Genomic DNA, 25,128 nt, shown 5'->3' on the forward strand with positions numbered 1-25,128 from the left:
TGAACTGCTGTGGGGCGTTTGACTGGAAAAAATATTGTTATTACCGGGGCTTCGGGAGGAATCGGCGCCGAAATTGCCAGACAGGCCGCCGCGAATGGAGCAAATCTCGCACTGCTTGCGAGAAGTGCCGATAAGCTCGAGAGGCTGAAGGGGGAGCTTGAGTCTGCCTACAACAGCAAGGTTTTCATCCATAAGCTTGATGTATCTGACACTGACCAGGTCGAAGCGGCATTCGCCCGTATCTATGAGGAAATGGGCGACATCGACATTCTTGTCAACAATGCAGGGTTTGGCATTTTCCGCCTGGCTTATGAAGCGGATATCGACGAAATCAAGTCGATGTTCGATGTGAATGTCATTGGCCTGATGGCTTGCACCAGCGCCGTTCTGCCAAAAATGAGGGCCCGCCGGTCGGGGCATATCATTAATATCGCTTCGCAGGCAGGAAAAATCGCCACGCCAAAATCGAGCGTGTATTCGGCAACAAAACATGCGGTCCTTGGCTATACGAACAGCCTGAGGATGGAGATGTCCGATTTCAATGTCCATGTCACTTCGGTCAACCCAGGGCCGATTGAAACGAATTTCTTTACTATCGCCGATGAGAGCGGGTCGTATGTGAAAAACGTAAAGCGCTGGATGCTAAAACCGGAATATGTTGCCAAAAAAGTTGTCGGCAGCATGGTGAAGCCGGTCCGTGAAATCAACCTGCCCGGCTGGATGAATGCTGGCAGCGTCTTCTACGCGCTGTTCCCAAGGCTGTTCGAACTGCTTGGAAAAAAGGCTTTTAACCAAAAATAATCCATCTCATAAAAAACGCCCATTCGCTTTCCTGAATGGGCGTTTTTACAATATGTGCACAGGCAAAATAACAGGTGAGGCTTAATTTTTCCCGGCCTCAGCCGCCGATTCGAGCTTCCACTCAAACCATCTGCCGTGGCCGTCGGTTATGGCGGCGAGCTGATGGCGTTTTTGCCCTCCGATGAAGGAATCCAAATGAAGATTCCCATCATCCATATTGTTATAGAGATGGAAAACATCACGGCTTTTTGCGATGCGTTCAATATTTTCAAGGAGTTTCAGCTTAGCTTCAGGCGGCATTTGATTGGCCACATGCGTATGGAACATAACGATAGCGGATCCTCTGGGAATCCTTCCTATTAATTCGGGAAGAATCTCCACGCCATCGCCTTCAATAAAACTAATTTTTCCCCGATTGGCTTTCATGCATTGCACGGCTTCCTCGAATAATTCCCTCCTGTCACGGTGCTCCGGCCAGATGAGAGCCTTCATCCATTGAGAATCCTCGTCCTTTGTTACATCATTGATTTGCAAATCCAGTCCGTAGCGGTCGGTTACCGGGGCTATCGGCTTATTGAAAACCGGTTGCACATCCCCTTTAACCCCAGCGTGTATTTTCACTTCGGCGCCTTTGCTGCCATACACAATGCCATCCCCGTACGTATAGCTGTAATGGTCCCAAAGCAGCTGGAATCCGGCGCTTGTGCCAATTTCAATAAGAGCCAGCGGCCGGGCAGCCAGTTCATGTATGTAATTGAATAGGGGAAAGAGGTAGGCGCAGCGCCTTACTTCATTTGTCTGGACCAGCCTTGTTTCGAGAAGCTCGATTATTTGAGTCCGGTTCTGAAGACAAAAGTGTTTAAAATGGGTGAATGCCGCTTCGACCGGCCGCGGTGCCTGTTCAATACTTGCATAAAAGCCTCCTAACTGATGATTCGCTCCTTTCAGCAGCAGATAATGGACAGCGCCAAATAAAAGATTTGGCACCGGCTGTCCTTTTCGGGCATGCGAACTTAGTTCAAGGAGTTCGGGATCTCCGGCAATTTCCTTCGAAAGCTGTTCGTACAGCGGGCTTGATCCCTTGCATTCCTTCTCGGCAAACGCCTTAAAACGGTTTGATAGAAACTTAAGGTCCATCTTTTCTCCTCACTTTGTCGTTTTGGAAAAATCTCCTTATAAGAGAGAAAGGGTTTTCCTTTACTGTTAGCGAATCAAGGTTATAGCTGGAAAAGGATTTTTTGAGCTAGATGTTGAGCTGCAATTGCTCAACGCTGTTCCAACTCTTTTTCGATTTCCTCATTTGAAACCTTTGGCCGTTTCTCAGGCTCAATCTTTAAATGCTTCATAATGAGATTTAATTTGTGTTTGATAGTTGATAGGCTGAATGCTACGTAAACCATCCAAAGCCCAATCAGGACGAACCAAACCATATACATACCCCTTGCCTTTTTGAATATAAGTATAGCGCCTTTAGAGGATTTGTGCAGGGGAATTTTGACAGGGGGGATTTATATTCGCATTTCCGAATTTCATCCAATTCTATACAATTTGAGAATTAAGCAGAAGCAAATTTTCCGCAATCTTGAGGATATAGGCTCAAGGAAAAAGTTTGCCGTGCGCATGTCGAATGAAACCTTGCCCTTTCCCTGTAAAAAACATCAATCCCTCCTGAAAAGGAAACTCGGCGACAGCGACCCGAGGCTTCAGGAAAACAAAATCGTCAACATTTCAATTGCCTCAAAAGCAATCGACGGGATTGTTATCGGCCCCGGAGAGACGTTTTCCTTCTGGAAGCTAGTAGGCCAACCTTCAGCTGAAAGGGGGTATATTGAGGGAATGCTTCTGTCGATGGGAGAAGTAAAGACGGGGATTGGCGGTGGAGTGTGCCAGCTCGCCAACCTCCTTTACTGGATGGCGCTCCATACCCCGCTGCAGGTTGTGGAAAGGCATCACCACAGCTTTGACCCGTTTCCCGATGAAGGAAGGGTCCTGCCTTTCGGGAGTGGGGCGGGGGTTTTTTATAACTATGTTGATTTGCGGTTTCACAATCCAACAAGCCAGCCTTTTCAAATCAAAGTCCGGCTGACTGACAAACATCTGAAAGGTTCCATCCATACTGACCGCCAGTGGCCATTAGCTTATCACATTGAGGAGCGGGACCATAAATTTTTGCAAAAGGACGGAAGGAATTACCGGCAAAATGAAATTTGGAGAAAGAAAGTGGACAAGGCGACAGGCAGTTATGTTGGAGAGGAATTGCTCATTAGAAATTTTTCCGAAGTAAAATACGAGGTGGATTCCGCGCTGATTGAGATGGCTTAGAAGGCCCGTCCAGGCGAGCTGATTTCGGATTGTCTGGGAACAAAGCGGAAAAATCAAAAGAGTATCGGCGACCCGATACTCTTTTTGTTTAGTTGGAAGGAAGCTCAACCTCATCAAGGAACTCCGCAACTGTTTTCCTATACTCCTTGGGCTGTTCCCGATAAGGCGAATGCGCGCTATTTTCAAAAATATGCAGCTTCGCGCCTGGCACAAGGCTGCTGAAATAGCTGGTCGACTCCGGTGTCGCTTCGTCAAAACGCCCGCATAGAAAAAGCGATGGAACCCGCAGTTCATTGAGCCTCGGCGTGCAGTCGAATTCCTTCAGGTTTCCGGTTACGCAAAATTCGGAAGGGCCCCACATGGTGTTGTAAACTTCCAGGTTGGCGAGTTGTGATGTTATTTCCCGTTCCTCCGGGCTGATTTCAATCCGGCAGACGAAGTTTTTGGCAAATACCCGCATTGCCTGTTGGTATTCTTCTGAATCGGTCGTGCCGTCCGCCTCGCACCGGGCGATGACCGCCTGGGTTTCTTCCGGCAGCTCTTTTAAAAGGCGCTCCTGGTCTTTTGCCCAACGGGGTGCGTCAAGGCAAGGGCTTGAGAAAATGGCGCTTTTCACGCCGTCCGGCTTTGTCAGCAAATAAGCCGCGAGTAATGTCGTTCCCCACGAGTGCCCGAGGATGTGTACTTCATTCAACCCCAATTGTTCGCGCACCTGTCCAAGCTCTTCGACATAGCGATTGAGGTTCCACAGCGCTTTGTCCGTCGGGCCTTTTGAACGCCCGGCGCCAAGCTGGTCATAGTACACAACAGTCCGGCCTGTATATTCGGCAAGCTTGTCCAGCCGCTGCAAGGCATAGCAGGAAGAACCCGGCCCTCCGTGCAAAACCAATAATGGGGCCGCGGTGGCCTCCCCTTTTACCCGTCGGTACCATACCTTCCCGCCTGTTACGTCCACAAAACCTTCTTCAATCTTCACAATTTTTCTCCCCCTTAAACTTTTAGGCTTTATTCATAATGCGAATCAGTTCTTCCGTCATTTCCTCGACAAGCTCCGGGCGCCCGTGGAACTGGGCGGGCGTATTTTGGAACAGTTCGATTTTCCATTCGCCGTCCTGTTTTGCCGCCACCAATGTCTGGTGGGCGTTCAGTTCAGGCGCGAGCTCTTTTTTTCCGGGAGGGACCATGCCGGCTATTGCCCGCAACATGGCCGCATCCGCGCCAAACATCCGGATTTCCTTTACCTTTTTTATAAAAGGCGGGGTTGGGTGGCTGGCGAATATAGGAGCTGTATGGGCCAGGACTTCCTGCGGTCCTGTCGCCACGCTTCCATCAAAGCCGATCATTACGCCATTCCCGGCGAACAGGCATGCCATTCCCTTCGCATCCCGTTTGTTCCATGCTTCAATCAATGCTTCGTAAAGTAATTGTACCGCCGACTGTTCCATCTTTTTGGCCTCCATTTCTTTTTCAACCTGTTAAAAATTCATAGACGATGTCATTTACGATGTCGTGCATATGTGCCTCCGGTTCTGCTTCTTTCAGCCTATACAACCGTTCGCCAATGTCATTCACATCACGTTCGCCGAGCGGCTGGCTTTCATCGCCGTAATATTGCTTCAGGCAGTTTTTTATCATTTTTTTCACCAGTTTTTCGTCCATGAAAAGCACCTCAAGGCTTATTATAGCTCTTTTCCAAAGCATCCTGAAATGGTAACGGACCCTTTTTTTATAAAACCTGTCGTAAAATTTCCATTGAATACGAACGCATATTCGCTTAATATATGGGTATAATGATACGGAACAGATGTTCTTATTTTGAGGAAGGAAGGAGGGAAATTTCGTGGTCGATTACAGCACATTGCCGCACCACAAAGTTCTTTGCGTCGATATGAAGAGCTTTTACGCCAGCTGCGCGGCGGTTATGGAAGGGCTTGATCCGCTTGGCTGCTATCTTGCTGTAGTCGGCGATAAAGGACGGGAAGGAAGCGTCGTTCTCGCCGCTTCGCCGCTTTTAAAAAAAGAATTTGGCATCAAAACCGGATCGCGCAAATTTGAAATCCCAAAAGATCCGAAAATCAAAGTCGTCGAACCGAAGATGGGCATGTTTCTGAGGATTTCGACCGAAATCAGCCGCGTCTTCCACCGCTACGTCCCGAAGGAAGCCATCCATACATACAGTGTCGATGAAAGCTTCATCAAAGTGGACGGAGCCGAAAATCTTTGGGGGGACGCGATAACAATCGCGCAAAAAATAAAAGATGACATCGAACGGGAATTCCAGCTTCCATGCGCGATTGGCATTGGGCCGAATATGCTCCTGTCAAAGCTTTGCCTTGACCTTGAAGCCAAGAAGCACGGAATCGCCGAATGGACGTATGAAGATGTCCAAACAAAGCTTTGGCACGTCTCGCCGCTTAGGGAAATGTGGGGAATCGGCCGGCGGGTTGAAAGGACGCTCAATGGAATGGGGATTTTCACGGTCGGCCAGCTTGCCCGTTATGACCTTGAGACGCTTGAGAAAAAATTCGGCATCATGGGCAATCAGCTCTACTACCATGCCTGGGGTGTCGATTTATCGGAAATGGGCGCGCCAATCATCGAAGGGCAGATCAGTTTCGGCAAAAGCCAAATTCTCCTTAGGGATTATAAGGACGAGGAAGAAATTAAACACGTCATCCTCGAAATGTGCGAGGAGGTGGCTCGCCGGGCACGGACGCATCGGAAGGCGGGCAGGACGATCACGCTCGGCATCGGCTACAGCCAGGATGAATTCGGGGGCGGGTTCCACCGCGCAAAGACGGTTGCCGAGCCGACAAACGTGACGATGGATATTTACCGGGTCTGCCTGGAGCTGTTCCACCGGCATTATTCCGGCAAAACCGTCCGTCAGATTTCCATTTCGCTTGGGAATATCGTCGATGATGTTGAGCTGCAGATGAGCCTTTTTGACATGGGCGCGGGCAAAAGAAGGGACCTCGGCTATGTGGTTGACCGCATCCGCAGCCGCTTCGGGTCAGGGGCGCTGCTCCGGGCCGTTTCGTATACAGCAGCGGGAACCGCCAAGCACCGCGCATCGCTCCTCGGCGGGCATAAGAAGTAACCAGGAAAGAGGGGGAAGAAGATGATTCGCGACCGCGGCAGAATAAAATGGACATCCATGATGCTTCCCGAGCATGTGAAAATGCTCAGAGACTGGGTGAAGGAGGATTCGTACGAACAAAAAACGGAACTCGACGAGCAGCAGCTCGAATTGATGAATGAAACGCTTGCCGAAGCGATGGAATTTAACCAGGCGGTGGCGATTACCCACTACCGCCGCCACAACTATGAAATTTGTATCGGAAACATCCACTATTGGGACGAACTCGCCCACAAGCTCCACCTCATTGACTCCTCGGGCACAGCCCGCATCATCCCCGTCGAAAACATCGCCGACATCCGGCTCGCTGACAAATAGCCGCCGCCGCAGGCAAAGACAAGCAGGTTCCCAACGAGAGCCTGCCTGGCTGTTGGGAATCAGCTGCAATCATCTATAAATAAATGGGTTTGGGTGTTCCCCTCTAAATAAAATCACATAGAAAATAGTCTGTGAATTGAGTGGTCTTGAGTTTTAGTCAGCATCAAGGTATAAACGATGCTTGCCACAATGAATACACTTAAATAGATACCCCTGGAAACTCGGATCTGGATTATATTTAAACTCAGGCAACTTCAAAATGAATCCTCCTAATTGGCAATTGATCTTATAAAATGAATTTTACTTTAATTTATTTGAATTCACCTTAAAAATCATCTTGAATTCCTCCAAAACTCTGATAGGATAATTTTAACAAAAGCCAAAGGTGGGGTGCTTGATGGAAATCGAAACGGTTTACGCGGACTTGCCAAAACTGGAAACGGAAAGGCTGATTTTGCGCAAAGTGACGATGAATGATGCAGAGGACATGTTCGCCTACGGTTCCGATGAAGAGGTCGCAAGGTACGTGACATGGGATAAGCATAACACGATTGAAGACACCCGATCCTTCATCGATTTCGTGCTTGGTAAATATGAAAACAAACAGCTTGCTCCATGGGCGATTGAGTCCAAGGAAACGGGAAGGATGATTGGAACAATCGACTTTGTATCTTGGCAGCCAAGGCACAACAGCGCGGAAATCGGTTATGTCATTGCCCGGGACCAATGGGGAAAAGGAATCACGACGGAGGCCGCCTCGGAGCTCATTAAATTTGGTTTTGAACATATGGAGCTTGTCCGTATCCAGGCAAGATGTTTCATCGAAAACATCGGCTCGGCAAGGGTTATGGAAAAAGTGGGCATGTCGTTTGAAGGGGTTAACAGGAAAGCCGCGTTCATCAAAGGAAAGCACCGCGATTTGAAAATATATGCGATCCTCAAGGAAGACTTTGCGTATTTGCAAAAGAAGCATATGGAAGAAGCTGTCTAGTAAGGAGAAAAAACATGATCAGGCCGATTGACATTACGAATGAAAACGAAGCGCTCGACGTGCTGCGTATCCAGCTTCCGTCCTATCAAGTGGAGGCGGAGTTGATAGATTTTTACGGCATTCCTGCTTTGAACGACACAGCTGAGACGCTAATGAAGTCTGGTGAAACATTTTACGGCTATTATGAAAATGGCAGTCTGTGCGGGGCTATTTCGTTTAAAAAAGAAAATGGGACGATTGATATCCATCGGCTGATGGTCCATCCAGATCATTTCCGGAAAGGAATCGCCCGGCAGCTATTGCACTCGCTAGTACAAAACAATCGGGAGGAAAAACGATTGATTGTATCAACTGGAGCCAATAACACACCCGCTGTTCGTTTTTACGAGCAAAGTGGATTCCAGAAAACAGCGGAAGACATAATTGCTGGAACTCTTGCGATAGCGCGTTTTGAAAAGCAAGGAACCGATAGGATGGAAGAGGGGGATGAGGATCGGAACGATTAACTGGATTGTTTTCCTGTGGCAGCTGTCAATGGCGGTAGCAATTTTGACTCTTTTCTACGGCCTTTTGGCAAAATCAAGAATTTCCCTGTCGGTAAGCTTTGTCACATCCCTTCCGATTGCCTATTACTTTTTCGGAGCGAATAACTTATTGAAATTGGTTGCGCTCGCTCCTATTGCAATCATTGTGGCGATTATTTTTTTAAGGAAAAAAAGGAGTAGGACCGCTGACAGTTGACCTCGATGGGAAAGCGGAAAAGATAACCTTCATGCAAAATAGCCGGAGCCCCGCTTGACTAGGCGGTGCTGCCGGCTTTTTGTTTTAATTGAATCAATTAAGTCCCATGTGGAACGGTCAGTCAATTTCCTTTATTGTTTTCCCGTATTTCAGGACAGTGTAAACCGCCTTGCCATCACTCGGGTTGTCTTTCCCATATTCGATCGGCAGCAAGGCAAAAAAAATAAAATAGACCGAAAAATACACAAACTGGTAGAAAAATAAGTGTTTCGGCCATATATCGAGATGGATGAGCGAGTTTACAATTAAAATGGAGATGGCATTAAAGATGATGCCTCCCGCATAAATAACAGCGTATTTCCAACGGGATTCATTTTTTATTTCGGTATATTGGCAGGAAGCATCGACAAAGTACAGGCTATGAACGTGAAAAGTGCCAACTGAAAAGAGTTTCCGCCCCCTGCCCATTGTTAATACTGGCTTGCCCCCAAAAAGGACGACAAAGAAAGTATGTCCGGAGGCATGAACGAAGGATGTTAAAGGCAAAACGATAAAGAACGCCCAAACAAACGTAATCATATCATTCCAGGAAAACATGCTCTCACCTCAATATAAAAGCTTCACAAGGCTTTTACCTCAAGGGGAACAGCTCAAACGTGCCAATATCTTCTACCGGCAAGCAAAATAGAAGGCACCGGCCATAATGGCGGGTGCCTAGAAGTTAGTTGTCATAAATTATTGGCCGGCTGTTTCTTCCGGTGCGCGGACCTGGGATTCAAATTGCCCCTTATGCGTGCCGTCGCAGTACGGCTTGTTTGAGGAGAGGCCGCAGCGGCAGAGCGAAAAGGCAGGCTTTGATGGATAGGCATTTCCCTGGCCATCAAGCAGTTCGACATCCCCGGTAATCCTCAGCGATCCATTGTCGTTTACTTTGATTTGTACTTTTGACATTGTTATTCCCCCTTGAAATTATTCTCTTTGATGGTAGATGGTAAGAGTGAAAAATGCAAATTTTTTCAAAAATCCCTTTAAAATGATGGTCCCGGCATTCCTAATTGCGGTTGCCTCACAAAAGATTCAAGGAATTCATCGACTGCTTTTTCATATTCTTTCCGATTTTCATTGAATGACTGGGCGTGGAGCCCGCTTTCAGCCATAAACAGCATTTTGGGTCCCTTTTTCTTTTCATACAGCGCTTCAGTCATATATGGGAGAATGAAATCGTCTTTGGCGCTATGGATGAACAGAATTGGGTGCCTGATATTATCAATCACTGAAATTGGGGAAACCTCTCGGATTGAATAGTTGTCACGGAAGCGAAGGAAAACATCCGCAAGCGGCAGAAGCATACCGGCTGGCAAATTCATCTCCTCTTTCAGGCGGTAGGCGAGCTGTTCCTTGAAATCGGAAAAAGGGCAATCGGCAATATAAAAATCCGCCCCGTCCTCAAGCATTCCGGCATAAAGGAGCATCGTCGCGGCACCCATCGATTCGCCGTGGATTCCAAGAAGGAGCCCAGGCCCGATTTCATTTTTCAGCCAATCGACGACCGCCTTCAGGTCGAACTTTTCATAATGGCCGTAGCTCGTAGTCTTGCCGCCGGATTCCCCGTGGCGGCGGTGGTCGAAAATCAGTACATTGAAACCACGGGACAAAAATAAATTCATATATTTAATCGAGTTGAATTTATTTTCGGTCACCCCGTGGCTGATGATTACATAGCGGTTTGTCTCATGCGGTTCGGCGAGTACGCCCTTAAGTTCGTATCCAAAGGGGGAGGGGATGAGCACATCCCTTTTTTTCAGAGCCTCATAATCTGTGTCAATAATCCTGCCAGCTACACGTTCGCGGTTCAGGATGAACTCGTCCTCTTTTTTCTTCATGTACATAAGCCGATTTGTAAAATAAACGCCCACAGCGGCAACAATTGTAAGCAGCGATGCTAAAAAGCGTAATGCTTTGCGCAAAAGGATCCCTCCGGTGTAAATTTGCTTTCTTTCATTATTTTACCACTCACTCCAGTTTAAAACACCGATGCATAGAAAAAAGCCGCCCGTTGGGAACGGCTTCCACTCATTGTTTGGAATTTTGCCTGTTTGTAGGATGCGTTTCTTTTTCCAAATCCTCGCGGGCGATCATTTGCCTTCCATCCTTAGCGGAGGGCTGGCCTTTCTGGCTGTATCCTTTATCGCGTTTCTTGCTCATCGTCCATGGCTCCCTTCATCTCATTACTTATAAGATGGACCCGGGAAGGAGGGCTTATGCACCGGCGGAGGCATGCATGTTGAAATAAGTGCTTTCGATAGGCCTGCTGACATGGGGGCGGACGATTTCAACCGCATCCATCAGGCGGTCAAGCGCAATGCCGGTCTTGATTCCCATCCGTTCAAGCATGTAAACGACGTCTTCTGTTGCGACATTCCCGGTTGCGCCCGGTGCGAACGGACATCCGCCCAGGCCGCCGGCAGACGTATCGAATCGGTCGATGCCTGCCTGCATGGATGCAAGGATGTTGGCGAGCGCGAGTTTCCTTGTATCGTGGAAATGGGCGGTCAGAAGGATTCCGGGAATAATCGCTTTTAATTGTGCAAAAAGCGAATGGGCTTCCGTTGGCACGGCCATGCCGATTGTATCAGCAACACTCAGTTCGTCCACGCCCGCCTCCGCAAAATCGGCGCAAAGCCTCAGTGTATCAGCTTCCGGAATTTTTCCTTCATACGGGCAATGCCAAGCTGTCGAAATGCACGCCCTTACAAAATAGCCCTTTTCCTTTAAATCGGCGATAAGCGGGCGAAGTTCCTCCATGCTTTCTGCCGTTGTCTTATTTATATTCTTTTTGTTGAATGTATTGCTGACGCCGACGAAAACGGCAACGGCCCTGCAATTGGTTTCTTCGAGCCGTTCAATTCCTTTTTTATTCGGCGCGAGGACGATGGAACGCCCGGGTGCATCGTAGCAAGCGCTTACAATTTCCGCCGCATCCGCCATTTGCGGGACCCATTTTGGTGAAACAAACGAGGTTAGTTCCATTTCCCGAATCCCTGAATCCCGAAGCGCGTGGATGAATTGGCCTTTGACTTCCGTCGGTACAAAGCCTTTTTCATTCTGCAGACCGTCCCTCGGGCCAACTTCAATAATTGTTACGTTTTCAGGCAATTTAATTGCCATAAAACTCCCCCTCCATTCATACTAATTTTAAGTGAAATTTTTTAAAAAATGCAAGTAATGGATTAATTTTGACAAATTTAAAGGATTTTCGCACATCCAACGAGAAATAGGTAAGGAAACCAAAGTGGAAAGGGGCAAGAAAAATGGAACGGACAGAAGTAGTCATCGTCGCGGCAGCGAGGACCGCAATCGGAAGCTTTAATGGCACCCTTAAGGGCATATCGGCTCCCGAACTTGGGGCGACAGCCATTAAAGGCGCGCTCGAGCAGGCGGGCTTGAAACCGGAGCAAGTGGATGAAGTCATCCTCGGAAATGTCCTGCAGGCGGGACTTGGCCAAAACCCGGCGCGCCAGGCGGCGATTAAGGCCGGTATTCCTGAAAGCGCTTCCTCTATGACCATTAACAAAGTATGCGGATCGGGGTTGAAGGCGGTCCACCTTGCCGCTCAGGCAATCATCGCGGGCGATGCCGATATCGTTGTGGCGGGCGGCATGGAAAATATGAGCCAGGCGCCATACATTTTGAAAAATGCCAGGGACGGCTTTAAAATGGGCGACCAAAAGCTTGTCGACAGCATGGTCAGCGACGGGCTCTGGTGCGCATTCAATGATTACCATATGGGCATCACAGCCGAAAATCTGTGCGACAGGTACGGATTGACCAGGGAGGAACAGGATGCTTTCGCGGCGGCGAGCCAGGAAAAAGCGGCGCGTGCCATCGAGGAAGGAAAATTCAAGGATGAAATTGTTCCGGTACATATTCCGCAGCGGAAAGGTGAACCAATCGTTTTTGATACGGATGAATATCCGAAAAAGGGAACAACCGCAGAAAAGTTGGCCGGACTCAGGGCGGCATTTAAAAAGGACGGCAGCGTGACAGCCGGAAATGCATCGGGAATTAATGACGGCGCCGCGGTTGTGATCGTGATGAGCAGGGCGAAGGCGGAAGAGCTTGGCGTAAAGCCTCTCGTTGCGATCAAAGGAAACGGCAACGCCGGCGTCGATCCAAGCGTCATGGGAATCGGGCCGGTCGAGGCGGTCAGGAAGGCGCTTAGAAAAGCGGGAACCTCCATGGAAGAAATCGACCTGATTGAAGCAAATGAAGCGTTCGCGGCCCAGTCGCTCGCCGTCAGCCGCGATTTGGAATTAGATTCCGCAAAGGTCAATGTGAACGGCGGGGCGATTGCGCTTGGCCATCCGATCGGAGCGAGCGGGGCACGGATTCTGGTAACACTGATCCACGAAATGAAACGCCGTGGCGCGAAACAAGGCCTTGCGACGCTTTGCATTGGCGGCGGCCAAGGCGTTGCGACCGTTGTTGAACTCGTTTAATATTTGCGGATGAAAGGAGAATTTTTATGAAAAGGATTTGTAATTCGTTTCAGGAGGCTGTAGCGGATATCCAGGACGGAGCTACGCTGATGGTTGGCGGTTTCGGCCTTTGCGGAATACCGGAAAACCTGATTCTCGCACTAGTAGACAAGGGTGTAAAAGATTTAACGGTTATCTCCAACAACTGTGGAATTGACGAGTGGGGACTAGGCCTTCTTTTACAAAACAGGCAAATCAAAAAGATGGTCGGTTCGTATGTCGGCGAGAACAAGGAATTTGAACGCCAGGTGCTTGCAGGCGAACTGGAAGTTGAATTGCTGCCGCAAGGGTCGCTTGCGGAGAAAATCCGGGCAGGGGGAGCAGGGATTCCCGCATTTTATACACCTGCGGGAGTTGGAACCCCGATTGCGGACGGTAAGGAAGTACGGGTGTTCAATGGAAAGGAATATTTGCTTGAAGAAGCATTGGTAGCGGATTTCAGCCTTGTCAGGGCGTGGAAAGGCGATAAAATGGGAAACCTTGTGTACCGGAAAACAGCGAGGAACTTCAATCCGATGATTGCCGCGGCTGGAAAGGTGACGATTGCGGAAGTGGAAAACCTTGTTGGAATCGGGGAACTCGACGCCAATGGCATCCATACGCCGAGCATTTATGTCCAGGCGATTATCCAGGGTGACCAGGAAAAGCGGATTGAGCGGCTGACAGTCAGGAAATAGGGGAAAGGAGAGACAGGAATGTCCAACGATAAAGCAAATGTACGCGAAAAGATTGCAATAAGGGCAGAGCGCGAGATTCAGGACGGCTACTATGTGAATCTTGGAATCGGGATGCCCACGCTTGTGGCAAACTATATTTCCGACAATAAGCAGGTTGTCCTCCAATCGGAAAACGGGCTGCTGGGCATTGGGCCTTATCCGCATGAAGAGGAAGCGGACGCAGACCTGATCAATGCGGGGAAAGAAACGGTAACAGCGATTCCAGGAGCGGCTTATTTTGACAGCGCCGAGTCATTCGCGATGATCCGCGGAGGCCATGTCGACATCGCCATCCTCGGCGGAATGGAAGTTTCAGAGAATGGCGACCTTGCAAACTGGATGATTCCCGGCAAAATGATCAAGGGTATGGGCGGCGCGATGGATCTTGTCCACGGCGCAAGGAAAATCATCGTTATCATGGAGCACACGAACAAAAAAGGAGAGTCCAAGGTCCTGAAGGAATGCACCCTGCCTCTGACCGGTAAAGGGGTCGTTACCCGGATAATAACAGAACGGGCGGTTATGGATGTAACCGAATCGGGATTGAAGCTTGTTGAAGTGGCTGAGGGTTATAGCATTGAGGATGTGGTTAACTCTACTGAAGCGAGCCTTGATACAAGCGGGGACGTCGCGCTTAACGCATTTTAATTGAAACTGGCGGGGGCCTTTGCGCCTCCGCCTTTTTGTATGGAAAAAGTGTTGTATAATGAGACTATAGAACTTGCCCGTAAAACTACTGGGCTCGCCCCGTGGGGCAAGTCAGCTGCTTAGAGGAGAGATGACCAATGGCAAAGAAAAGGCAGCCGCAAAAGGCGCAGCCGAAAAAAGAAGACAAACCGCTTACACTTGGGGATATGCTCAATCAGGATTTAGTCAATAAGCTGAAGAACCGCCAGCAGGAACTGAAAGCGGAAGAAGCGCGCAAGGCGGAAGAGGAAGAAGTACGCAAACGCGAGGAGCGCAGGCTGAGGGAGAAAAATAAAAGCTTCGAGGATCTTTTGAACGAAAGCGGCATGAACTGGAAGGAATTCAAGTAGTGAAGCCGCCGCGAAAAGTCGAAGTTGAGCCATATAAGGAAGGGTGGCCGGAAAGGTTCACCGAAGAAGCGGCTATTTTAATAGAAGCATTGGCCTCCGATCGTGCCGTTTTCCATCATATCGGCAGTACCTCGGTGCCTGGGTTGAACGCCAAGCCAATCATTGATATTTTGGCGGAGGCCGATTCACTCGGTTTTTTCGACGAGGCCGTTGATAAGCTTCGTTTGGCCGGCTATGAGCCGAGGGGTGAAAACGGAATTCCCGGCCGCCGCTATTTCATTAAATATGATTCAAATGGTGAAAGGGTTGTCCATCTCCATGCCTTTGAAAAAGGCAGCCAGCAAATCATACGGCATCTTGCGTTCCGTGATTATTTACGGGTACATCCTTTGCGGGCCGCCCAATATGGCAAAGTGAAGGAAACCGCGGCCGCGATGTTCCCGAATGATATCAGTTCATACATCGATTATAAAGAAAAGACAGTGCTCGAAATCGAAAAGGAAGCATTGGAATGGGCCGGCATCCGTGAATAGATGCCGGCTTTCAGTTCATTACCTATGCTCAGCATAAACATTCGCTTTTGTCAGTTCCCTGATTAGGATGATTTCTTCCTTTGAGAGCGGCTCCCCCCGGACGGCGCTGGCGTTTTTCCTGACCTGCTCGAGGCTGCTTGCCCCAGCGACGACAGCCGCCACTGCGGGATGCGAAAGGTTATAGAGCAGCGCGGCTTCCTCGAGCGGGCGGGAAGCAAGTTTTTCTTTTAACAAAGGCAGCAGCCTTTCAAGGTCAGCAAGGCTGTAATCCAGATATCCTTTTCCGGAAGCCTTTTCGAGCATTTTCTCGGATAAAAGCCCCTTGGCGACAGGCCCGCGAGTGACTGCGCTAATTCCTTCCCTTTGGAGGACTGTCAGAATTTCCTCTTCCGGCCGCCTGTCGAGCATGCTGTATTGCACCATGACGGAGGCAATTCCCGACTTTGCCGCATACTCCCTGACCACGTTTGGCCGGATGGATGAGATGCCGTAGTAACGGATCAGGCCATCAGCTTTCAAATCCTCAAATGCTTCGATTGTTTCATCGATTGGATCGTCAATCGTTCCCCCGTGTAACTGATACAAATCAATATAATCGGTCCCGAGCCGTTTCAGGCTTCCTTTGACAGCTTCTTTTATATGTTTTTTGGACGGATCCCAGCTCCAGCCGGATTTATCTTCGTTCCAGCGATTGCCCGCTTTAGTGGCGAGGATAACTTTATCGCGGCGCCCCTTCAGGCATTCGCCGACAATTTTTTCATTTTCGCCAAAATCATACAAATCCGCCGTGTCAAAATAATTAATGCCTTCGTCCAAAGCGGCATCAATAATCGAGCGAGCCTTGTCCAAATCCGTGCCAAGCGACATGCAGCCGAGTCCGAGCATGCTCACATTCAAATCCGAATTGCCGAGCCTGTTTTTGTTCACTTCGATCAACTCCTTTGGGTCCTATTCTACCCAAAGTGTTTGGCGGGCGGCAAACTGGATGCCTGTCCCAATACACAGTGAGGTTCAGCGTAATCCGGAACGCCTCTCAGCTTCCGATTTGACTAGTTCCGCGACAGTCATGTACAAGGTGCTGCACTCCTTGAGGATATAACGGATTTCCGACGCCTTTCCTGTAAGAACAAACCCTTTCGCATGTATGTAAGCTTTCATGAGTGAACTCCCCCAATTAAAGTATGATAAAATGTATGAACACTAAAATTGGAATAGAACAGGAGTGGCTTAGATGGGAAGGCTTGAAGAAAAAACAATCAGCACCAAAGAAATTTTCAAAGGGAAAATCATTTCTTTACAGGTCGAAGATGTTGAACTGCCAAACGGGAAAACGTCCAAGCGGGAAATCGTCAAGCACCCAGGCGCCGTAGCAGTCATTGCGGTGACCGATGATAAAAAAATCGTGCTTGTGGAGCAGTACCGGAAAGCGATGGAAAGGACGCTGGTCGAAATACCAGCCGGAAAGCTTGAGAAGGGTGAGGACCCAGCCGAATGCGCGCGCCGCGAGCTTGAAGAAGAAACAGGATACGAATGCAAGGAAATGGAATGGCTCGTTTCCTTCTATACGTCACCTGGCTTCGCAGACGAAATCGTGCATCTCTATGTCGCGAAAGGCTTGTCCCAAAAGGAGGATGCGGCCGGGCTTGACGAAGATGAATTCGTAAACGTTGAAGAAGTGGCACTCGAGGAAGCAATTGCTTACGTAAGGGAAAAGAAGATTTATGATGCCAAGACAGCCTACGCCATTCAATACCTTCAGCTGCAGGAGGCTTTGAAAAGGTAATGGCCCGTTACTTCGCGGATCTTCATATACATATAGGCCGGACAAAGAGTGGACGGCCTGTTAAGATAACGGGTGCAAAATCGCTGACATTTTCAAACATCATCAGCCATGCGCGGAATGAAAAAGGGCTTGATATGATTGGCATTATCGACTGCCACTCGCCGGAGGTCATCGAGGAGATAGAAGGCCTGATTGAATCCGGTGAAATGGCCGAACAGGCAGGAGGGGGCCTTCTGTATGGAGGAATGGCGGTCATCCACGGGTCCGAACTCGAAATTTACGATGAACAGTGCAAAGGCCCAATCCATGTTCTTTGTTTTATGCCAAGCCTGGCATCCATGAAGGAATTCTCCGCCTGGCTGTCATCGCGGATGAAAAACGTCAACCTAAGCTCACAGCGAATTTACACAACGGGCCGAGAGTTGCAGGAAATAGTGAAACAGCTGGGCGGACTTTTCATTCCGGCCCATGTATTTACGCCATTCAAGAGCCTTTATGGAAAAGGAGTCGAAAAATCATTGGAGGAAGTGTTCAACCCCGATATGATTGATGGTGTTGAGCTTGGTTTAAGTTCGGATACAGTGATGGCGGACGGTATGGCAGAATTGCACCGCTACCCGTTCTTAACGAATTCCGATGCCCACTCGCTTGCCAAAATAGCACGGGAATACCAGGCAATTGAAATGGTTGAACCGTCATTTTCTGAACTTTCTCTAGCACTTAAAGGTGAAAACGGTAGGGGAATAATTGCAAATTATGGGCTCGACCCGCTCCTCGGAAAATACCATAGAACTGTATGCGCCGAGTGCCTGGCGCCAGCAGGGGCCGAAGGGAAGCCATGCGGGGAATGCGGTTCGCTGAAAACCGTCAAAGGAGTAGCCGATCGCATTTCCGAGCTTTCTGACGCGAAAAGTCAACCTAAAGGCCGTCCGCCTTATATCCACCAGGTTCCCCTTGAATTTATTCCCGGCCTCGGCCCGAAGATGCTTCAAAAATTGTTATGGCATTTCGGAACGGAGATGGCCATCCTTCATGAAGTTCCACTCGGGGCGATGGAAAAAGTCATTCCTGAAAAGCTCGCGCGGTTGATTATCCTGGCAAGGGAAGGACAGCTTTCACTCTCAGCAGGCGGTGGAGGAAAATACGGAAAAGTAGAGTACTAAAGACTGTCATGGGCATCCTTTTTTACAAGTCATATCGATAATGGACTGGCATACAATGGTATAAACCGTCCTAGGGGGAAATGCCATGAAAAAACGTATGAACCAGTCCGTCGCAGCAGCATATTTGGGCGAGCACTCCTCAGTTTTCCTGTTCGTATCCATCCTTTTTATGATGGGGGTCATTTTCGGGGCCATAATAGTGAACAGCATGAGCTATGACCAAAAAGAAGATCTTTTTTATTATTTATCGCAGTTTTTCAGCCAAATTGCCACTGGCAAGACGGAGGCGTCCGGAGAGCTATTCCTGCAGAGCCTCCTTCATAACAGCAAATTTATCGCACTGATGTGGGTGCTCGGCATCTCGATTATCGGATTGCCGGTCATCCTCATTCTTCTCTTCATAAAAGGTATGGTTGTCGGATTCACGGTAGGCTTTCTTGTTAGCCAAATGGGCTGGAAAGGGTTCGTCTTCGCGTTTGTTTCCGTCCTTCCGCAAAATGTGATTATCATCCCAGTATTTATCGGAATGGCGGCTATATCAATTGTATTTTCATTCAAGATGGTCGGCAGGCAATTCACAAAAAAGTTAAGCCAGCCAATCCTGCCTGTTTTTTGGCGGTACATTCTCCTGCTGGGAGCGGCAATTGTCCTCCTTGCGCTGGCCTCGGGCATTGAGGCCTATTTGTCACCGGGATTTATGAAAGCTCTTGCCGGTAAAGTGAATTGATAATCACTCCCAGCTAATAATAATTACAATCTGCTGTTTATAATTATTTTAGTTTTTTTCTCGCATCCTATCTGATATAATGAGAAAGGACAGTTGCGAGGGAGGACGAACGGATGGAAACCAGGATCGAAAGAATAAAAAAACAGCTGCATTCATCGAGCTACAAGCTTACTCCGCAGCGAGAAGCTACCGTTCGGGTTTTACTGGAAAATGAGGAAGACCATTTGAGTGCTGAGGATGTCTATCTTCTTGTAAAGGAAAAGTCTCCGGAAATTGGATTGGCAACTGTTTACCGGACATTGGAATTGCTTACTGAATTGAAAATCGTCGATAAAATAAACTTTGGGGACGGCGTTTCCAGATATGACCTTCGCCAGGAAGGGGCCGCCCATTTCCATCACCACCTTGTCTGCATCGAGTGCGGCGCGGTTGATGAAATCCAGGAAGACCTTCTTGAAGACGTTGAGGAAATTGTTGAGAGGCGCTGGAATTTTAAAATAAAAGACCATAGGCTTACATTCCATGGCATTTGCCATCGCTGCCAGGACAAGGAAGAGCCGGCGGAAGAATAAGCAGTTTCCGGGATGCAATTAAAAAATGAAAATATACACGATGCCCACCCTTCTCCCGTGAAGGGTTTTTTGTTTTTTGACTATGTTAAATGTTCATTTTAAAAAAGATCGATTGCGACGGAAGACGCCGCCTCCCGCGGAGTGCAGCGGAAAGAGACGAAGAGGACGAGTGATACTTTCATCGAGGTGGCGGAGGGAGACTAGTGATTAATTACCCATGAAATTTTGGAAAAGTAGTAGGTGTCAGACGCTTACTAGTGAATTTTACAAATTACTAGTGAATTCAACTTTCCAAACGCTTGATTTGATGCCTGAGGAAACCCTTTTCCAACAACTCAAACCAGTCGTAAGCATAATCAATACTAAAAGGATAGCGTTCCCCCTGATTTTTCCAGGTATAATTATGACCAATTTGGGCATACCCTGTACTAAAAACCTGAAGATTCGGGGGAGCAGCCATGTTAGTATTTTGCCGGGCCCTATTTAGCGCCCTTAAAGTCATGATCCTGTTCATAGCCTGCACGTTCCTCTTCTATTATGGTATGATGTGGGTACATGAAGAATATCAGAATTACCACCGGTACGATAAACCGAAAGGGGCAGCGGTAAAGGTGTCCAACCAATCGGATTCCGGCAATCCAGATTGGCTTGACCGACTGTTGTTGTTCTATATGAGCGGGGAGTAATGCAACATGTTGGAAGACCATTTGAAAGATTTTATCCACTTTTTACTTGTAGAAAAAGGACTATCGGAGAATACGATGATATCCTACGAGCGGGATCTGAAACATTATTTACGCCATTTGAAAACTATCCAGTCTATCACTGAGATTGAAGATGTTCAGCGAGCCCATATTCTTCAGTTTATTGGGGAATTAAAGAATGAGGGGAAGTCGTCTAAAACAATAGCGAGGCATATTGCCTCAATTCGGTCCTTCCATCAGTTTTTGCTGAGGGACAGAGCCGCAAGCCATGACCCAACCGTCCACATCGAAACCCCAAAGCTTGAAAGGAACCTGCCAAAGGTGCTTAGCATGGAAGATGTGGAAACGCTTCTTGAAGCGCCAAAAGGAACAGGCCATTTCGGGCTTAGGGATAAAGCAATGCTCGAAATTTTATATGCGACAGGAATACGGGTGAGCGAACTGATCGGACTCAATTTGGACGACCTTCATTTGAATATGGGGTTCCTGAGGTGCATAGGAAAAGGAAATAAAGAGCGGATTATTCCGGTCGGCAGAACCGCAACGGAAGCTTTGGAGCGCTACCTGGAAACAGGCCGCCCGAAATTTCCGCGCCAAAAGCCAAGGGAAGACGCTCTTTTCCTTAATCACCAGGGAAAGAGGCTTACACGCCAGGGATTTTGGAAAATACTTAAAAAGCTTGCTTCCGATGCAGGAATAGAAAAGGACCTTACCCCTCACACGCTCCGCCATTCATTTGCGACCCATCTTCTTGAAAATGGGGCGGACTTAAGGGCGGTCCAGGAAATGCTGGGCCATTCGGATATTTCGACGACCCAGATTTATACTCATGTAACCAAAGTCAGGCTAAGGGATGTATACAGTAAATTTCATCCAAGAGCTTGATAGAATACGAGAACGGAGCCGGGCAATTTTTGTCCGGCTTCGCTCGCTCCGCCTATAAAAAATTCCTATTGTTTTTCTTGTATTTTTACAGCCATTTAGTAAAATAAAGATGTCAGACTTCTGACGTTTTTTCTATGATTAAAGGATTTACCTAAGGGGTAAACTAGCTTTGCTATTGTGGTCTCCATAAAGAAGGAGGGATTTTGAATGGGCAAGACACCTCAATTTAAAAGGATTTTTCTAATTGTGATGGACTCAGTCGGGATAGGCGAAGCACCTGACGCCGAAAAATTCGGCGATAAAGGTGCGGATACTTTCGGCCATATAGCTGAAGCTATGAATGGCTTGAATATGCCGAATATGGAAAAGCTTGGCCTAAGCAATATCCGGGAAATTAAAGGAATAGAGAAACAGCAACAGCCGCTTGCCTATTTTACAAAAATGCAGGAAGCGTCGAACGGGAAGGATACGATGACAGGCCATTGGGAAATCATGGGCCTCAATATTCAGACTCCATTCCGTGTATTTCCAGAAGGATTCCCTGATGAATTGCTTTCCGACCTTGAAGCAAAAACCGGAAGAAAAATTATAGGGAACAAGCCGGCGAGCGGAACCGCCATCCTCGATGAATTGGGCAAGGAACATATGGAAACCGGCGCGCTGATCGTTTATACATCGGCCGATTCTGTTTTGCAAATCGCCGCGCACGAAGAGATTGTATCGCTCGATGAGTTATATAATATTTGTGAGATCGCAAGGGAATTGACCCTTGATGAAAAATATATGGTTGGACGAATCATCGCTCGGCCGTTTATCGGGGAACCCGGCAATTTCAAGAGGACTGCGAACAGGCATGATTATGCCTTGAAGCCTTTTGGCCGGACAGTCATGAACGAATTGAAGGATTCAGGTTTTGATGTCCTTGCAATTGGGAAGATATCCGATATTTATGATGGGGAAGGCGTAACAAAATCCCTTCGGACCGTATCGAATATGGATGGTATGGATAAGCTGGCAGACACTCTGGGAATGGACTTTACAGGCTTGAGCTTTTTGAATTTGGTCGATTTTGATGCGCTTTATGGGCACCGGCGCGATCCGGAAGGCTATGGCAAGGCGCTTGAGGAATACGATGCCCGTTTGCCGGAAGTGTTTGAAAAACTGAATGATGATGATTTATTGATCATCACGGCGGACCATGGGAACGATCCGGTCCATCCGGGAACGGACCATACCCGCGAATACGTGCCGCTTCTCGTCTATTCGAAGAGAATGGACGGGGGAAATGAGCTTGCGGTGAGGAAAACTTTTGCGGATATCGGAGCAACTGTAGCGGAAAACTTTGGCGTCAAGATGCCTGAACATGGGGAAAGCTTCCTCGGGGATTTAAAATAACCGCGCTGTGGATGAAAAATTGAGGGAAAGCTTCCGGATTCCGAAAGCTAGCCCTATTGTAGTTAAGGGCTTGGCAAAATAACTTACCAGTGGTGATTTCAATGAGAATGGTAGATTTAATCGAGAAAAAGCGTGACGGTCTGGAACTGTCAACGGAGGAAATAAACTATATTATTGAAGGCTATACAAACGGCTCCATACCTGATTATCAAATGAGTGCGCTAACAATGGCGATTTTTTATAAAGGTATGACTGAAAAAGAACGAGCCGATTTGACGATGGCGATGGCTGAGTCAGGTGACCAAATTGACCTATCAGAAATTGAAGGGATTAAAGTCGATAAGCATTCGACCGGCGGTGTCGGCGATACAACCACACTTGTGGTTGGCCCACTTGTCGCCGCTGTGGGAGTTCCGGTCGCAAAAATGTCTGGGCGGGGGCTTGGACATACCGGCGGAACAGTCGATAAGCTGGAATCGGTCGAAGGCTTTCATGTTGAGATTGAAAATTTAGAATTTATCGACCTTGTAAACAGGAACAAAATAGCTGTCATCGGCCAAAGCGGCAATTTGACTCCAGCAGACAAAAAGCTTTACGCGCTTCGGGATGTAACCGCTACTGTCGATAGCATTCCTTTAATTGCAAGCTCGATCATGAGCAAAAAAATCGCTGCTGGGGCCGATGCCATAGTCCTTGACGTAAAAACCGGCGCCGGGGCTTTTATGAAGACACTTGAAGACTCGAAAGAACTCGCTAAGGCAATGGTCCGCATCGGAAACAATGTCGGCCGGAAAACGATGGCCGTCATTTCCGATATGAGCCAGCCGCTTGGATACGCAATCGGCAATGCTCTTGAAGTCAGGGAAGCAATCGATACATTAAAAGGGGAAGGGCCAAAGGATTTGACCGAATTAAGCCTAACCCTGGGAAGCCATATGGTTTACCTTGCCGGTAAGGCTGAATCCCTTTCAGAAGCACGCGAGAAGCTTGAAAGAGCAATTAAGGATGGAAGCGCGCTAGAAAAAATGAAAGTATTCCTAAGCGCGCAGGGTGGAGATGCCTCTATCGTGGATAATCCTGACCGCCTTCCAAAGGCCAGCTATATTCATGAACTTGAGGCGAAAGAAGACGGCTTCGTATCGGAAATTGTCGCCGATGAGGTGGGGACTGCCGCAATGGTCCTTGGAGCCGGCCGCGCGACAAAAGAATCCGAGATCGATTTGGCTGTCGGAATCATTTTAAAGAAAAAAATTGGCGATAAGGTTCAAAAAGGAGAATCACTCGCAGCAATCCACAGCAACTTCGAAAATGTCGAGGAAGTGAAGGAAATGCTTTACCGCAGCATTAAGCTTTCAGACACTGCGAAAGAGAAGCCGACTCTGATATACGGTGAAATAACAGAATAAGAAAACATTCAAGAGGCGCTCCAGATGGGCGCCTCTTTTTTTGTGCATTTTTGTATAAAACGACCATTTATGGAAATGATGGAGGCTATAAAGAATGGAGGGTTATGCATATGAAACGATTGAGTTCACTGCTTCTTGCTGGACTGTTAGCCATAACACTGGTTTCACCGGAGGCATCCGCACAAGAAACTAAGACCGCCGATCTCGCCCAGGAGGTTAAATCGGCCATTCTGATCGAGAGGGACACAGGGACGGTCCTATATGAAAAAAACAGCCGCGAACCCCTTCCGCCTGCCAGCATGACAAAGGTTATGACCATGCTGCTGATTATGGAAGCCCTGGATGAGGGAAAGCTTGGCATTAATGAAAAAATACGTGCAAGCGAGTATGCCGCTTCGATGGGTGGTTCCCAAATTTTCCTTGAAGCGGGCGAAGAAATGACGACGCGTGAATTGCTGAAGGGGATAGCCATTGGTTCGGGCAATGATGCATCCGTCGCCATGGCGGAAAGGATCGCGGGTTCCGAAGAAGCATTTGTGGACAGGATGAATAAGAAGGCGAAGGAACTTGGCCTGAAGAATACGCTTTTCAAAAATACGACCGGGCTGCCGGCAGAAGGCCATATAAGCACGGCCGCCGATATGGCAGTCATGGCGAAAGAACTACTAAAATACGAGGATATAACAAAGTATACGGGCATGTATGAAGCGTATCTGCGTGAGAATACGGACAAAAAATTCTGGCTGGTCAATACGAATAAATTGGTCCGTTTCTATCCGGGAGTAGATGGCCTGAAAACAGGTTTTACATCGGAAGCAAAATATTGCTTGACTGCAACTGCCCAAAAGAACGGAATGAGGGTCATCGCCGTTGTCTTTGGTGCTCCGACCTCAAAGGCGAGAAACGCCCAGGTTTCAAAAATGTTTGATTATGCCTTCGGACATTATGAGACCCATCCGCTATACCAAAGGAATATCGCTGTTGGGGAAGCGAAGGTAAGCAAGGGCAGCATTAAAAAAATCGAAGCGGTAACGAGCGAGCCTATTTCAGTCCTGACCAAAAAGGGAGAAAAAATAGATGACATCAAAAAGGTCATCAAAATCAGTAAAAACCTGAAAGCCCCACTCCAAAAAGGGGAGAAAGTAGGCACAATCAGGTTGATGAAAGATGGCAGGGTTCTGCAGGAAAGGGATTTGGTCGCAAGCAGGAATGTTGGCGAAGCTGGCTGGTGGACGCTTTACAAAAGATCGATGGGAATGTTCACAAAAGCAGGGAAGTGAAGCTCTGTCGAATCCAAAATGTTTTCCACTACCTTTAGCGAATTGCCACTAGTTTTGTCTATGTTGAAGGATTTGCC

33 protein-coding genes are annotated in these 25,128 nt (G+C 48.1%); 21 read left to right on the top strand and 12 right to left on the bottom strand.

Annotated features, from left to right (window positions below; genetic code table 11):
* Window positions 1-9: 9 nt before the first annotated feature.
* Window positions 10-801: an SDR family NAD(P)-dependent oxidoreductase gene (locus DRW41_RS20340; protein WP_115453870.1), complete on the top strand. Its 792-nt coding sequence runs from the start codon at window positions 10-12 to the stop codon at window positions 799-801.
* Window positions 802-882: 81 nt separating this feature from the next.
* On the opposite strand, the gene DRW41_RS20345 is transcribed toward DRW41_RS20340, so the two are convergent.
* Together DRW41_RS20345 and DRW41_RS23175 are read right to left on the bottom strand one after the other, a co-directional pair.
* Window positions 883-1,938: a DUF2332 domain-containing protein gene (locus DRW41_RS20345; protein WP_115453871.1), complete on the bottom strand. Its 1,056-nt coding sequence runs from the start codon at window positions 1,936-1,938 to the stop codon at window positions 883-885.
* 128 nt (window positions 1,939-2,066) lie between these two features.
* A complete protein-coding gene (locus tag DRW41_RS23175; protein ID WP_181884658.1) occupies window positions 2,067-2,231 on the bottom strand; it encodes a hypothetical protein in 165 nt (54 codons plus the stop codon).
* 190 nt (window positions 2,232-2,421) lie between these two features.
* Here DRW41_RS23175 and DRW41_RS20350 point away from each other — a divergent pair, with 190 nt between their 5' ends.
* Window positions 2,422-3,123, top strand: a complete 702-nt coding sequence (locus DRW41_RS20350) for a VanW family protein (protein WP_245959512.1) — start codon at window positions 2,422-2,424, stop codon at window positions 3,121-3,123.
* A gap of 88 nt (window positions 3,124-3,211) precedes the next feature.
* Here the strand turns inward: DRW41_RS20350 and DRW41_RS20355 are convergent, their stop codons facing one another.
* From DRW41_RS20355 to DRW41_RS20365, 3 genes are read right to left on the bottom strand one after another with little or no spacing between them, the layout of a single operon-like run.
* Window positions 3,212-4,099, bottom strand: coding sequence for a proline iminopeptidase-family hydrolase (locus tag DRW41_RS20355; RefSeq protein WP_115453872.1), 888 nt, complete (start codon window positions 4,097-4,099; stop codon window positions 3,212-3,214).
* 22 nt (window positions 4,100-4,121) lie between these two features.
* Complete coding sequence (locus DRW41_RS20360; protein WP_245959513.1) at window positions 4,122-4,568, bottom strand: SgcJ/EcaC family oxidoreductase; 447 nt, start codon at window positions 4,566-4,568, stop codon at window positions 4,122-4,124.
* Between the two features lie 22 nt (window positions 4,569-4,590).
* On the bottom strand, window positions 4,591-4,782 hold the full coding sequence (locus DRW41_RS20365; RefSeq protein WP_115453874.1) for a YqzH family protein: 192 nt from the start codon (window positions 4,780-4,782) through the stop codon (window positions 4,591-4,593).
* A gap of 181 nt (window positions 4,783-4,963) precedes the next feature.
* Between DRW41_RS20365 and DRW41_RS20370 the strand changes: the two genes are divergently transcribed.
* The 5 genes from DRW41_RS20370 (at window position 4,964) to DRW41_RS20390 (ending at window position 8,312) form a co-directional block, all read left to right on the top strand.
* Window positions 4,964-6,223: a Y-family DNA polymerase gene (locus DRW41_RS20370; protein ID WP_115453875.1), complete on the top strand. Its 1,260-nt coding sequence runs from the start codon at window positions 4,964-4,966 to the stop codon at window positions 6,221-6,223.
* Between the two features lie 21 nt (window positions 6,224-6,244).
* Window positions 6,245-6,580: a YolD-like family protein gene (locus DRW41_RS20375; RefSeq protein ID WP_115453876.1), complete on the top strand. Its 336-nt coding sequence runs from the start codon at window positions 6,245-6,247 to the stop codon at window positions 6,578-6,580.
* 397 nt (window positions 6,581-6,977) lie between these two features.
* The gene (locus DRW41_RS20380) at window positions 6,978-7,571 is read left to right on the top strand and encodes a GNAT family N-acetyltransferase (RefSeq protein ID WP_115453877.1); all 594 of its coding nucleotides are present in this window, start codon (window positions 6,978-6,980) and stop codon (window positions 7,569-7,571) included.
* Window positions 7,572-7,585: 14 nt separating this feature from the next.
* Window positions 7,586-8,077: a GNAT family N-acetyltransferase gene (locus tag DRW41_RS20385; RefSeq protein ID WP_115453878.1), complete on the top strand. Its 492-nt coding sequence runs from the start codon at window positions 7,586-7,588 to the stop codon at window positions 8,075-8,077.
* On the top strand, window positions 8,058-8,312 hold the full coding sequence (locus DRW41_RS20390; RefSeq protein ID WP_115453879.1) for a hypothetical protein: 255 nt from the start codon (window positions 8,058-8,060) through the stop codon (window positions 8,310-8,312). Before DRW41_RS20385 ends, DRW41_RS20390 begins: the two co-directional genes overlap by 20 nt.
* A gap of 117 nt (window positions 8,313-8,429) precedes the next feature.
* Here DRW41_RS20390 and DRW41_RS20395 read toward each other — a convergent pair whose 3' ends face one another.
* The 5 genes from DRW41_RS20395 to DRW41_RS20410 all read right to left on the bottom strand — a co-directional run bounded on the left by DRW41_RS20395 (window position 8,430) and on the right by DRW41_RS20410 (window position 11,480).
* Window positions 8,430-8,909, bottom strand: coding sequence for a hypothetical protein (locus tag DRW41_RS20395; RefSeq protein WP_115453880.1), 480 nt, complete (start codon window positions 8,907-8,909; stop codon window positions 8,430-8,432).
* Between the two features lie 138 nt (window positions 8,910-9,047).
* Window positions 9,048-9,263 carry a CDGSH iron-sulfur domain-containing protein gene (locus DRW41_RS20400; protein ID WP_115453881.1) on the bottom strand — a complete coding sequence of 72 codons (216 nt, stop codon included), beginning with the start codon at window positions 9,261-9,263 and terminating at the stop codon, window positions 9,048-9,050.
* Between the two features lie 77 nt (window positions 9,264-9,340).
* The gene (locus DRW41_RS20405) at window positions 9,341-10,279 is read right to left on the bottom strand and encodes an alpha/beta hydrolase (protein WP_115453882.1); all 939 of its coding nucleotides are present in this window, start codon (window positions 10,277-10,279) and stop codon (window positions 9,341-9,343) included.
* Window positions 10,280-10,385: 106 nt separating this feature from the next.
* Window positions 10,386-10,517 carry a hypothetical protein gene (locus DRW41_RS23685; RefSeq protein ID WP_281272342.1) on the bottom strand — a complete coding sequence of 44 codons (132 nt, stop codon included), beginning with the start codon at window positions 10,515-10,517 and terminating at the stop codon, window positions 10,386-10,388.
* A 54-nt stretch (window positions 10,518-10,571) separates the two neighbouring features.
* A complete protein-coding gene (locus tag DRW41_RS20410) occupies window positions 10,572-11,480 on the bottom strand; it encodes a hydroxymethylglutaryl-CoA lyase (protein WP_115453883.1) in 909 nt (302 codons plus the stop codon).
* A gap of 143 nt (window positions 11,481-11,623) precedes the next feature.
* On the opposite strand from DRW41_RS20410, the gene DRW41_RS20415 reads away from it, so the two are divergent.
* The 5 genes from DRW41_RS20415 to DRW41_RS20435 all read left to right on the top strand — a co-directional run bounded on the left by DRW41_RS20415 (window position 11,624) and on the right by DRW41_RS20435 (window position 15,136).
* Complete coding sequence (locus DRW41_RS20415; protein WP_115453884.1) at window positions 11,624-12,811, top strand: acetyl-CoA C-acetyltransferase; 1,188 nt, start codon at window positions 11,624-11,626, stop codon at window positions 12,809-12,811.
* A 26-nt stretch (window positions 12,812-12,837) separates the two neighbouring features.
* On the top strand, window positions 12,838-13,527 hold the full coding sequence (locus tag DRW41_RS20420; protein WP_115453885.1) for a CoA transferase subunit A: 690 nt from the start codon (window positions 12,838-12,840) through the stop codon (window positions 13,525-13,527).
* An 18-nt stretch (window positions 13,528-13,545) separates the two neighbouring features.
* Window positions 13,546-14,214, top strand: coding sequence for a CoA transferase subunit B (locus tag DRW41_RS20425; protein WP_115453886.1), 669 nt, complete (start codon window positions 13,546-13,548; stop codon window positions 14,212-14,214).
* Window positions 14,215-14,351: 137 nt separating this feature from the next.
* Window positions 14,352-14,603 (top strand): YqkE family protein, encoded by a 252-nt coding sequence (locus DRW41_RS20430; protein WP_115453887.1) that lies wholly within the window; start codon window positions 14,352-14,354, stop codon window positions 14,601-14,603.
* Window positions 14,603-15,136: a GrpB family protein gene (locus DRW41_RS20435; RefSeq protein ID WP_115453888.1), complete on the top strand. Its 534-nt coding sequence runs from the start codon at window positions 14,603-14,605 to the stop codon at window positions 15,134-15,136. Before DRW41_RS20430 ends, DRW41_RS20435 begins: the two co-directional genes overlap by 1 nt.
* A gap of 18 nt (window positions 15,137-15,154) precedes the next feature.
* On the opposite strand, the gene DRW41_RS20440 is transcribed toward DRW41_RS20435, so the two are convergent.
* Together DRW41_RS20440 and mciZ are read right to left on the bottom strand one after the other, a co-directional pair.
* Window positions 15,155-16,063 (bottom strand): aldo/keto reductase, encoded by a 909-nt coding sequence (locus tag DRW41_RS20440; protein ID WP_115453889.1) that lies wholly within the window; start codon window positions 16,061-16,063, stop codon window positions 15,155-15,157.
* A gap of 84 nt (window positions 16,064-16,147) precedes the next feature.
* Complete coding sequence (mciZ, locus tag DRW41_RS20445; protein ID WP_115453890.1) at window positions 16,148-16,294, bottom strand: Z-ring formation inhibitor MciZ; 147 nt, start codon at window positions 16,292-16,294, stop codon at window positions 16,148-16,150.
* Window positions 16,295-16,367: 73 nt separating this feature from the next.
* On the opposite strand from mciZ, the gene DRW41_RS20450 reads away from it, so the two are divergent.
* The 9 genes from DRW41_RS20450 (at window position 16,368) to DRW41_RS20490 (ending at window position 25,051) form a co-directional block, all read left to right on the top strand.
* Entirely contained in the window at window positions 16,368-16,919 is a 552-nt protein-coding gene (locus DRW41_RS20450) for an NUDIX hydrolase (RefSeq protein ID WP_115453891.1), read from the top strand.
* Entirely contained in the window at window positions 16,919-18,082 is a 1,164-nt protein-coding gene (locus DRW41_RS20455) for an endonuclease Q family protein (RefSeq protein WP_115453892.1), read from the top strand. The genes DRW41_RS20450 and DRW41_RS20455 overlap by 1 nt, the downstream gene beginning before the upstream one ends.
* An 85-nt stretch (window positions 18,083-18,167) precedes the next feature.
* Window positions 18,168-18,809: a stage II sporulation protein M gene (gene spoIIM, locus DRW41_RS20460; protein ID WP_115453893.1), complete on the top strand. Its 642-nt coding sequence runs from the start codon at window positions 18,168-18,170 to the stop codon at window positions 18,807-18,809.
* A gap of 113 nt (window positions 18,810-18,922) precedes the next feature.
* Window positions 18,923-19,381, top strand: a complete 459-nt coding sequence (fur, locus tag DRW41_RS20465) for a ferric iron uptake transcriptional regulator (RefSeq protein ID WP_053367020.1) — start codon at window positions 18,923-18,925, stop codon at window positions 19,379-19,381.
* 458 nt (window positions 19,382-19,839) lie between these two features.
* Window positions 19,840-20,067, top strand: a complete 228-nt coding sequence (locus DRW41_RS20470; RefSeq protein WP_115453894.1) for a YqzK family protein — start codon at window positions 19,840-19,842, stop codon at window positions 20,065-20,067.
* A gap of 9 nt (window positions 20,068-20,076) precedes the next feature.
* On the top strand, window positions 20,077-20,970 hold the full coding sequence (gene xerD, locus DRW41_RS20475; protein WP_115453933.1) for a site-specific tyrosine recombinase XerD: 894 nt from the start codon (window positions 20,077-20,079) through the stop codon (window positions 20,968-20,970).
* A 207-nt stretch (window positions 20,971-21,177) separates the two neighbouring features.
* Window positions 21,178-22,365, top strand: coding sequence for a phosphopentomutase (gene deoB, locus DRW41_RS20480; protein WP_115453895.1), 1,188 nt, complete (start codon window positions 21,178-21,180; stop codon window positions 22,363-22,365).
* A gap of 101 nt (window positions 22,366-22,466) precedes the next feature.
* Window positions 22,467-23,771 (top strand): pyrimidine-nucleoside phosphorylase, encoded by a 1,305-nt coding sequence (locus tag DRW41_RS20485; protein ID WP_115453896.1) that lies wholly within the window; start codon window positions 22,467-22,469, stop codon window positions 23,769-23,771.
* Between the two features lie 110 nt (window positions 23,772-23,881).
* Window positions 23,882-25,051 carry a D-alanyl-D-alanine carboxypeptidase family protein gene (locus DRW41_RS20490; protein WP_115453897.1) on the top strand — a complete coding sequence of 390 codons (1,170 nt, stop codon included), beginning with the start codon at window positions 23,882-23,884 and terminating at the stop codon, window positions 25,049-25,051.
* The last annotated feature ends 77 nt before the right edge of the window (window positions 25,052-25,128 follow it).

Source organism: Neobacillus piezotolerans (assembly GCF_003362805.1).
GTDB lineage: Bacteria > Bacillota > Bacilli > Bacillales > Cytobacillaceae > Bacillus_D > Bacillus_D piezotolerans.

Coding starts and splice junctions, on each gene's coding strand:
- DRW41_RS20420 (WP_115453885.1), top strand. CDS start 12,838: ATGAAAAGGATTTGTAATTCGTTTCAGGAGGCTGTAGCGGATATCCAG.
- DRW41_RS20450 (WP_115453891.1), top strand. CDS start 16,368: ATGGGAAGGCTTGAAGAAAAAACAATCAGCACCAAAGAAATTTTCAAA.
- DRW41_RS20390 (WP_115453879.1), top strand. CDS start 8,058: ATGAGGATCGGAACGATTAACTGGATTGTTTTCCTGTGGCAGCTGTCA.
- DRW41_RS20400 (WP_115453881.1), bottom strand. CDS start 9,263: ATGTCAAAAGTACAAATCAAAGTAAACGACAATGGATCGCTGAGGATT.
- DRW41_RS20375 (WP_115453876.1), top strand. CDS start 6,245: ATGATTCGCGACCGCGGCAGAATAAAATGGACATCCATGATGCTTCCC.
- DRW41_RS20365 (WP_115453874.1), bottom strand. CDS start 4,782: ATGGACGAAAAACTGGTGAAAAAAATGATAAAAAACTGCCTGAAGCAA.
- DRW41_RS20360 (WP_245959513.1), bottom strand. CDS start 4,568: ATGGAACAGTCGGCGGTACAATTACTTTACGAAGCATTGATTGAAGCA.
- DRW41_RS20410 (WP_115453883.1), bottom strand. CDS start 11,480: ATGGCAATTAAATTGCCTGAAAACGTAACAATTATTGAAGTTGGCCCG.
- DRW41_RS23685 (WP_281272342.1), bottom strand. CDS start 10,517: ATGAGCAAGAAACGCGATAAAGGATACAGCCAGAAAGGCCAGCCCTCC.
- DRW41_RS20470 (WP_115453894.1), top strand. CDS start 19,840: ATGTTAGTATTTTGCCGGGCCCTATTTAGCGCCCTTAAAGTCATGATC.
- DRW41_RS20395 (WP_115453880.1), bottom strand. CDS start 8,909: ATGTTTTCCTGGAATGATATGATTACGTTTGTTTGGGCGTTCTTTATC.
- deoB (WP_115453895.1), top strand. CDS start 21,178: ATGGGCAAGACACCTCAATTTAAAAGGATTTTTCTAATTGTGATGGAC.
- DRW41_RS20415 (WP_115453884.1), top strand. CDS start 11,624: ATGGAACGGACAGAAGTAGTCATCGTCGCGGCAGCGAGGACCGCAATC.
- spoIIM (WP_115453893.1), top strand. CDS start 18,168: ATGAAAAAACGTATGAACCAGTCCGTCGCAGCAGCATATTTGGGCGAG.
- DRW41_RS20430 (WP_115453887.1), top strand. CDS start 14,352: ATGGCAAAGAAAAGGCAGCCGCAAAAGGCGCAGCCGAAAAAAGAAGAC.
- DRW41_RS20485 (WP_115453896.1), top strand. CDS start 22,467: ATGAGAATGGTAGATTTAATCGAGAAAAAGCGTGACGGTCTGGAACTG.
- fur (WP_053367020.1), top strand. CDS start 18,923: ATGGAAACCAGGATCGAAAGAATAAAAAAACAGCTGCATTCATCGAGC.
- DRW41_RS20455 (WP_115453892.1), top strand. CDS start 16,919: ATGGCCCGTTACTTCGCGGATCTTCATATACATATAGGCCGGACAAAG.
- DRW41_RS20385 (WP_115453878.1), top strand. CDS start 7,586: ATGATCAGGCCGATTGACATTACGAATGAAAACGAAGCGCTCGACGTG.
- DRW41_RS20350 (WP_245959512.1), top strand. CDS start 2,422: ATGTCGAATGAAACCTTGCCCTTTCCCTGTAAAAAACATCAATCCCTC.
- DRW41_RS23175 (WP_181884658.1), bottom strand. CDS start 2,231: ATGGTTTGGTTCGTCCTGATTGGGCTTTGGATGGTTTACGTAGCATTC.
- mciZ (WP_115453890.1), bottom strand. CDS start 16,294: ATGAAAGCTTACATACATGCGAAAGGGTTTGTTCTTACAGGAAAGGCG.
- DRW41_RS20425 (WP_115453886.1), top strand. CDS start 13,546: ATGTCCAACGATAAAGCAAATGTACGCGAAAAGATTGCAATAAGGGCA.
- DRW41_RS20380 (WP_115453877.1), top strand. CDS start 6,978: ATGGAAATCGAAACGGTTTACGCGGACTTGCCAAAACTGGAAACGGAA.
- DRW41_RS20490 (WP_115453897.1), top strand. CDS start 23,882: ATGAAACGATTGAGTTCACTGCTTCTTGCTGGACTGTTAGCCATAACA.
- DRW41_RS20345 (WP_115453871.1), bottom strand. CDS start 1,938: ATGGACCTTAAGTTTCTATCAAACCGTTTTAAGGCGTTTGCCGAGAAG.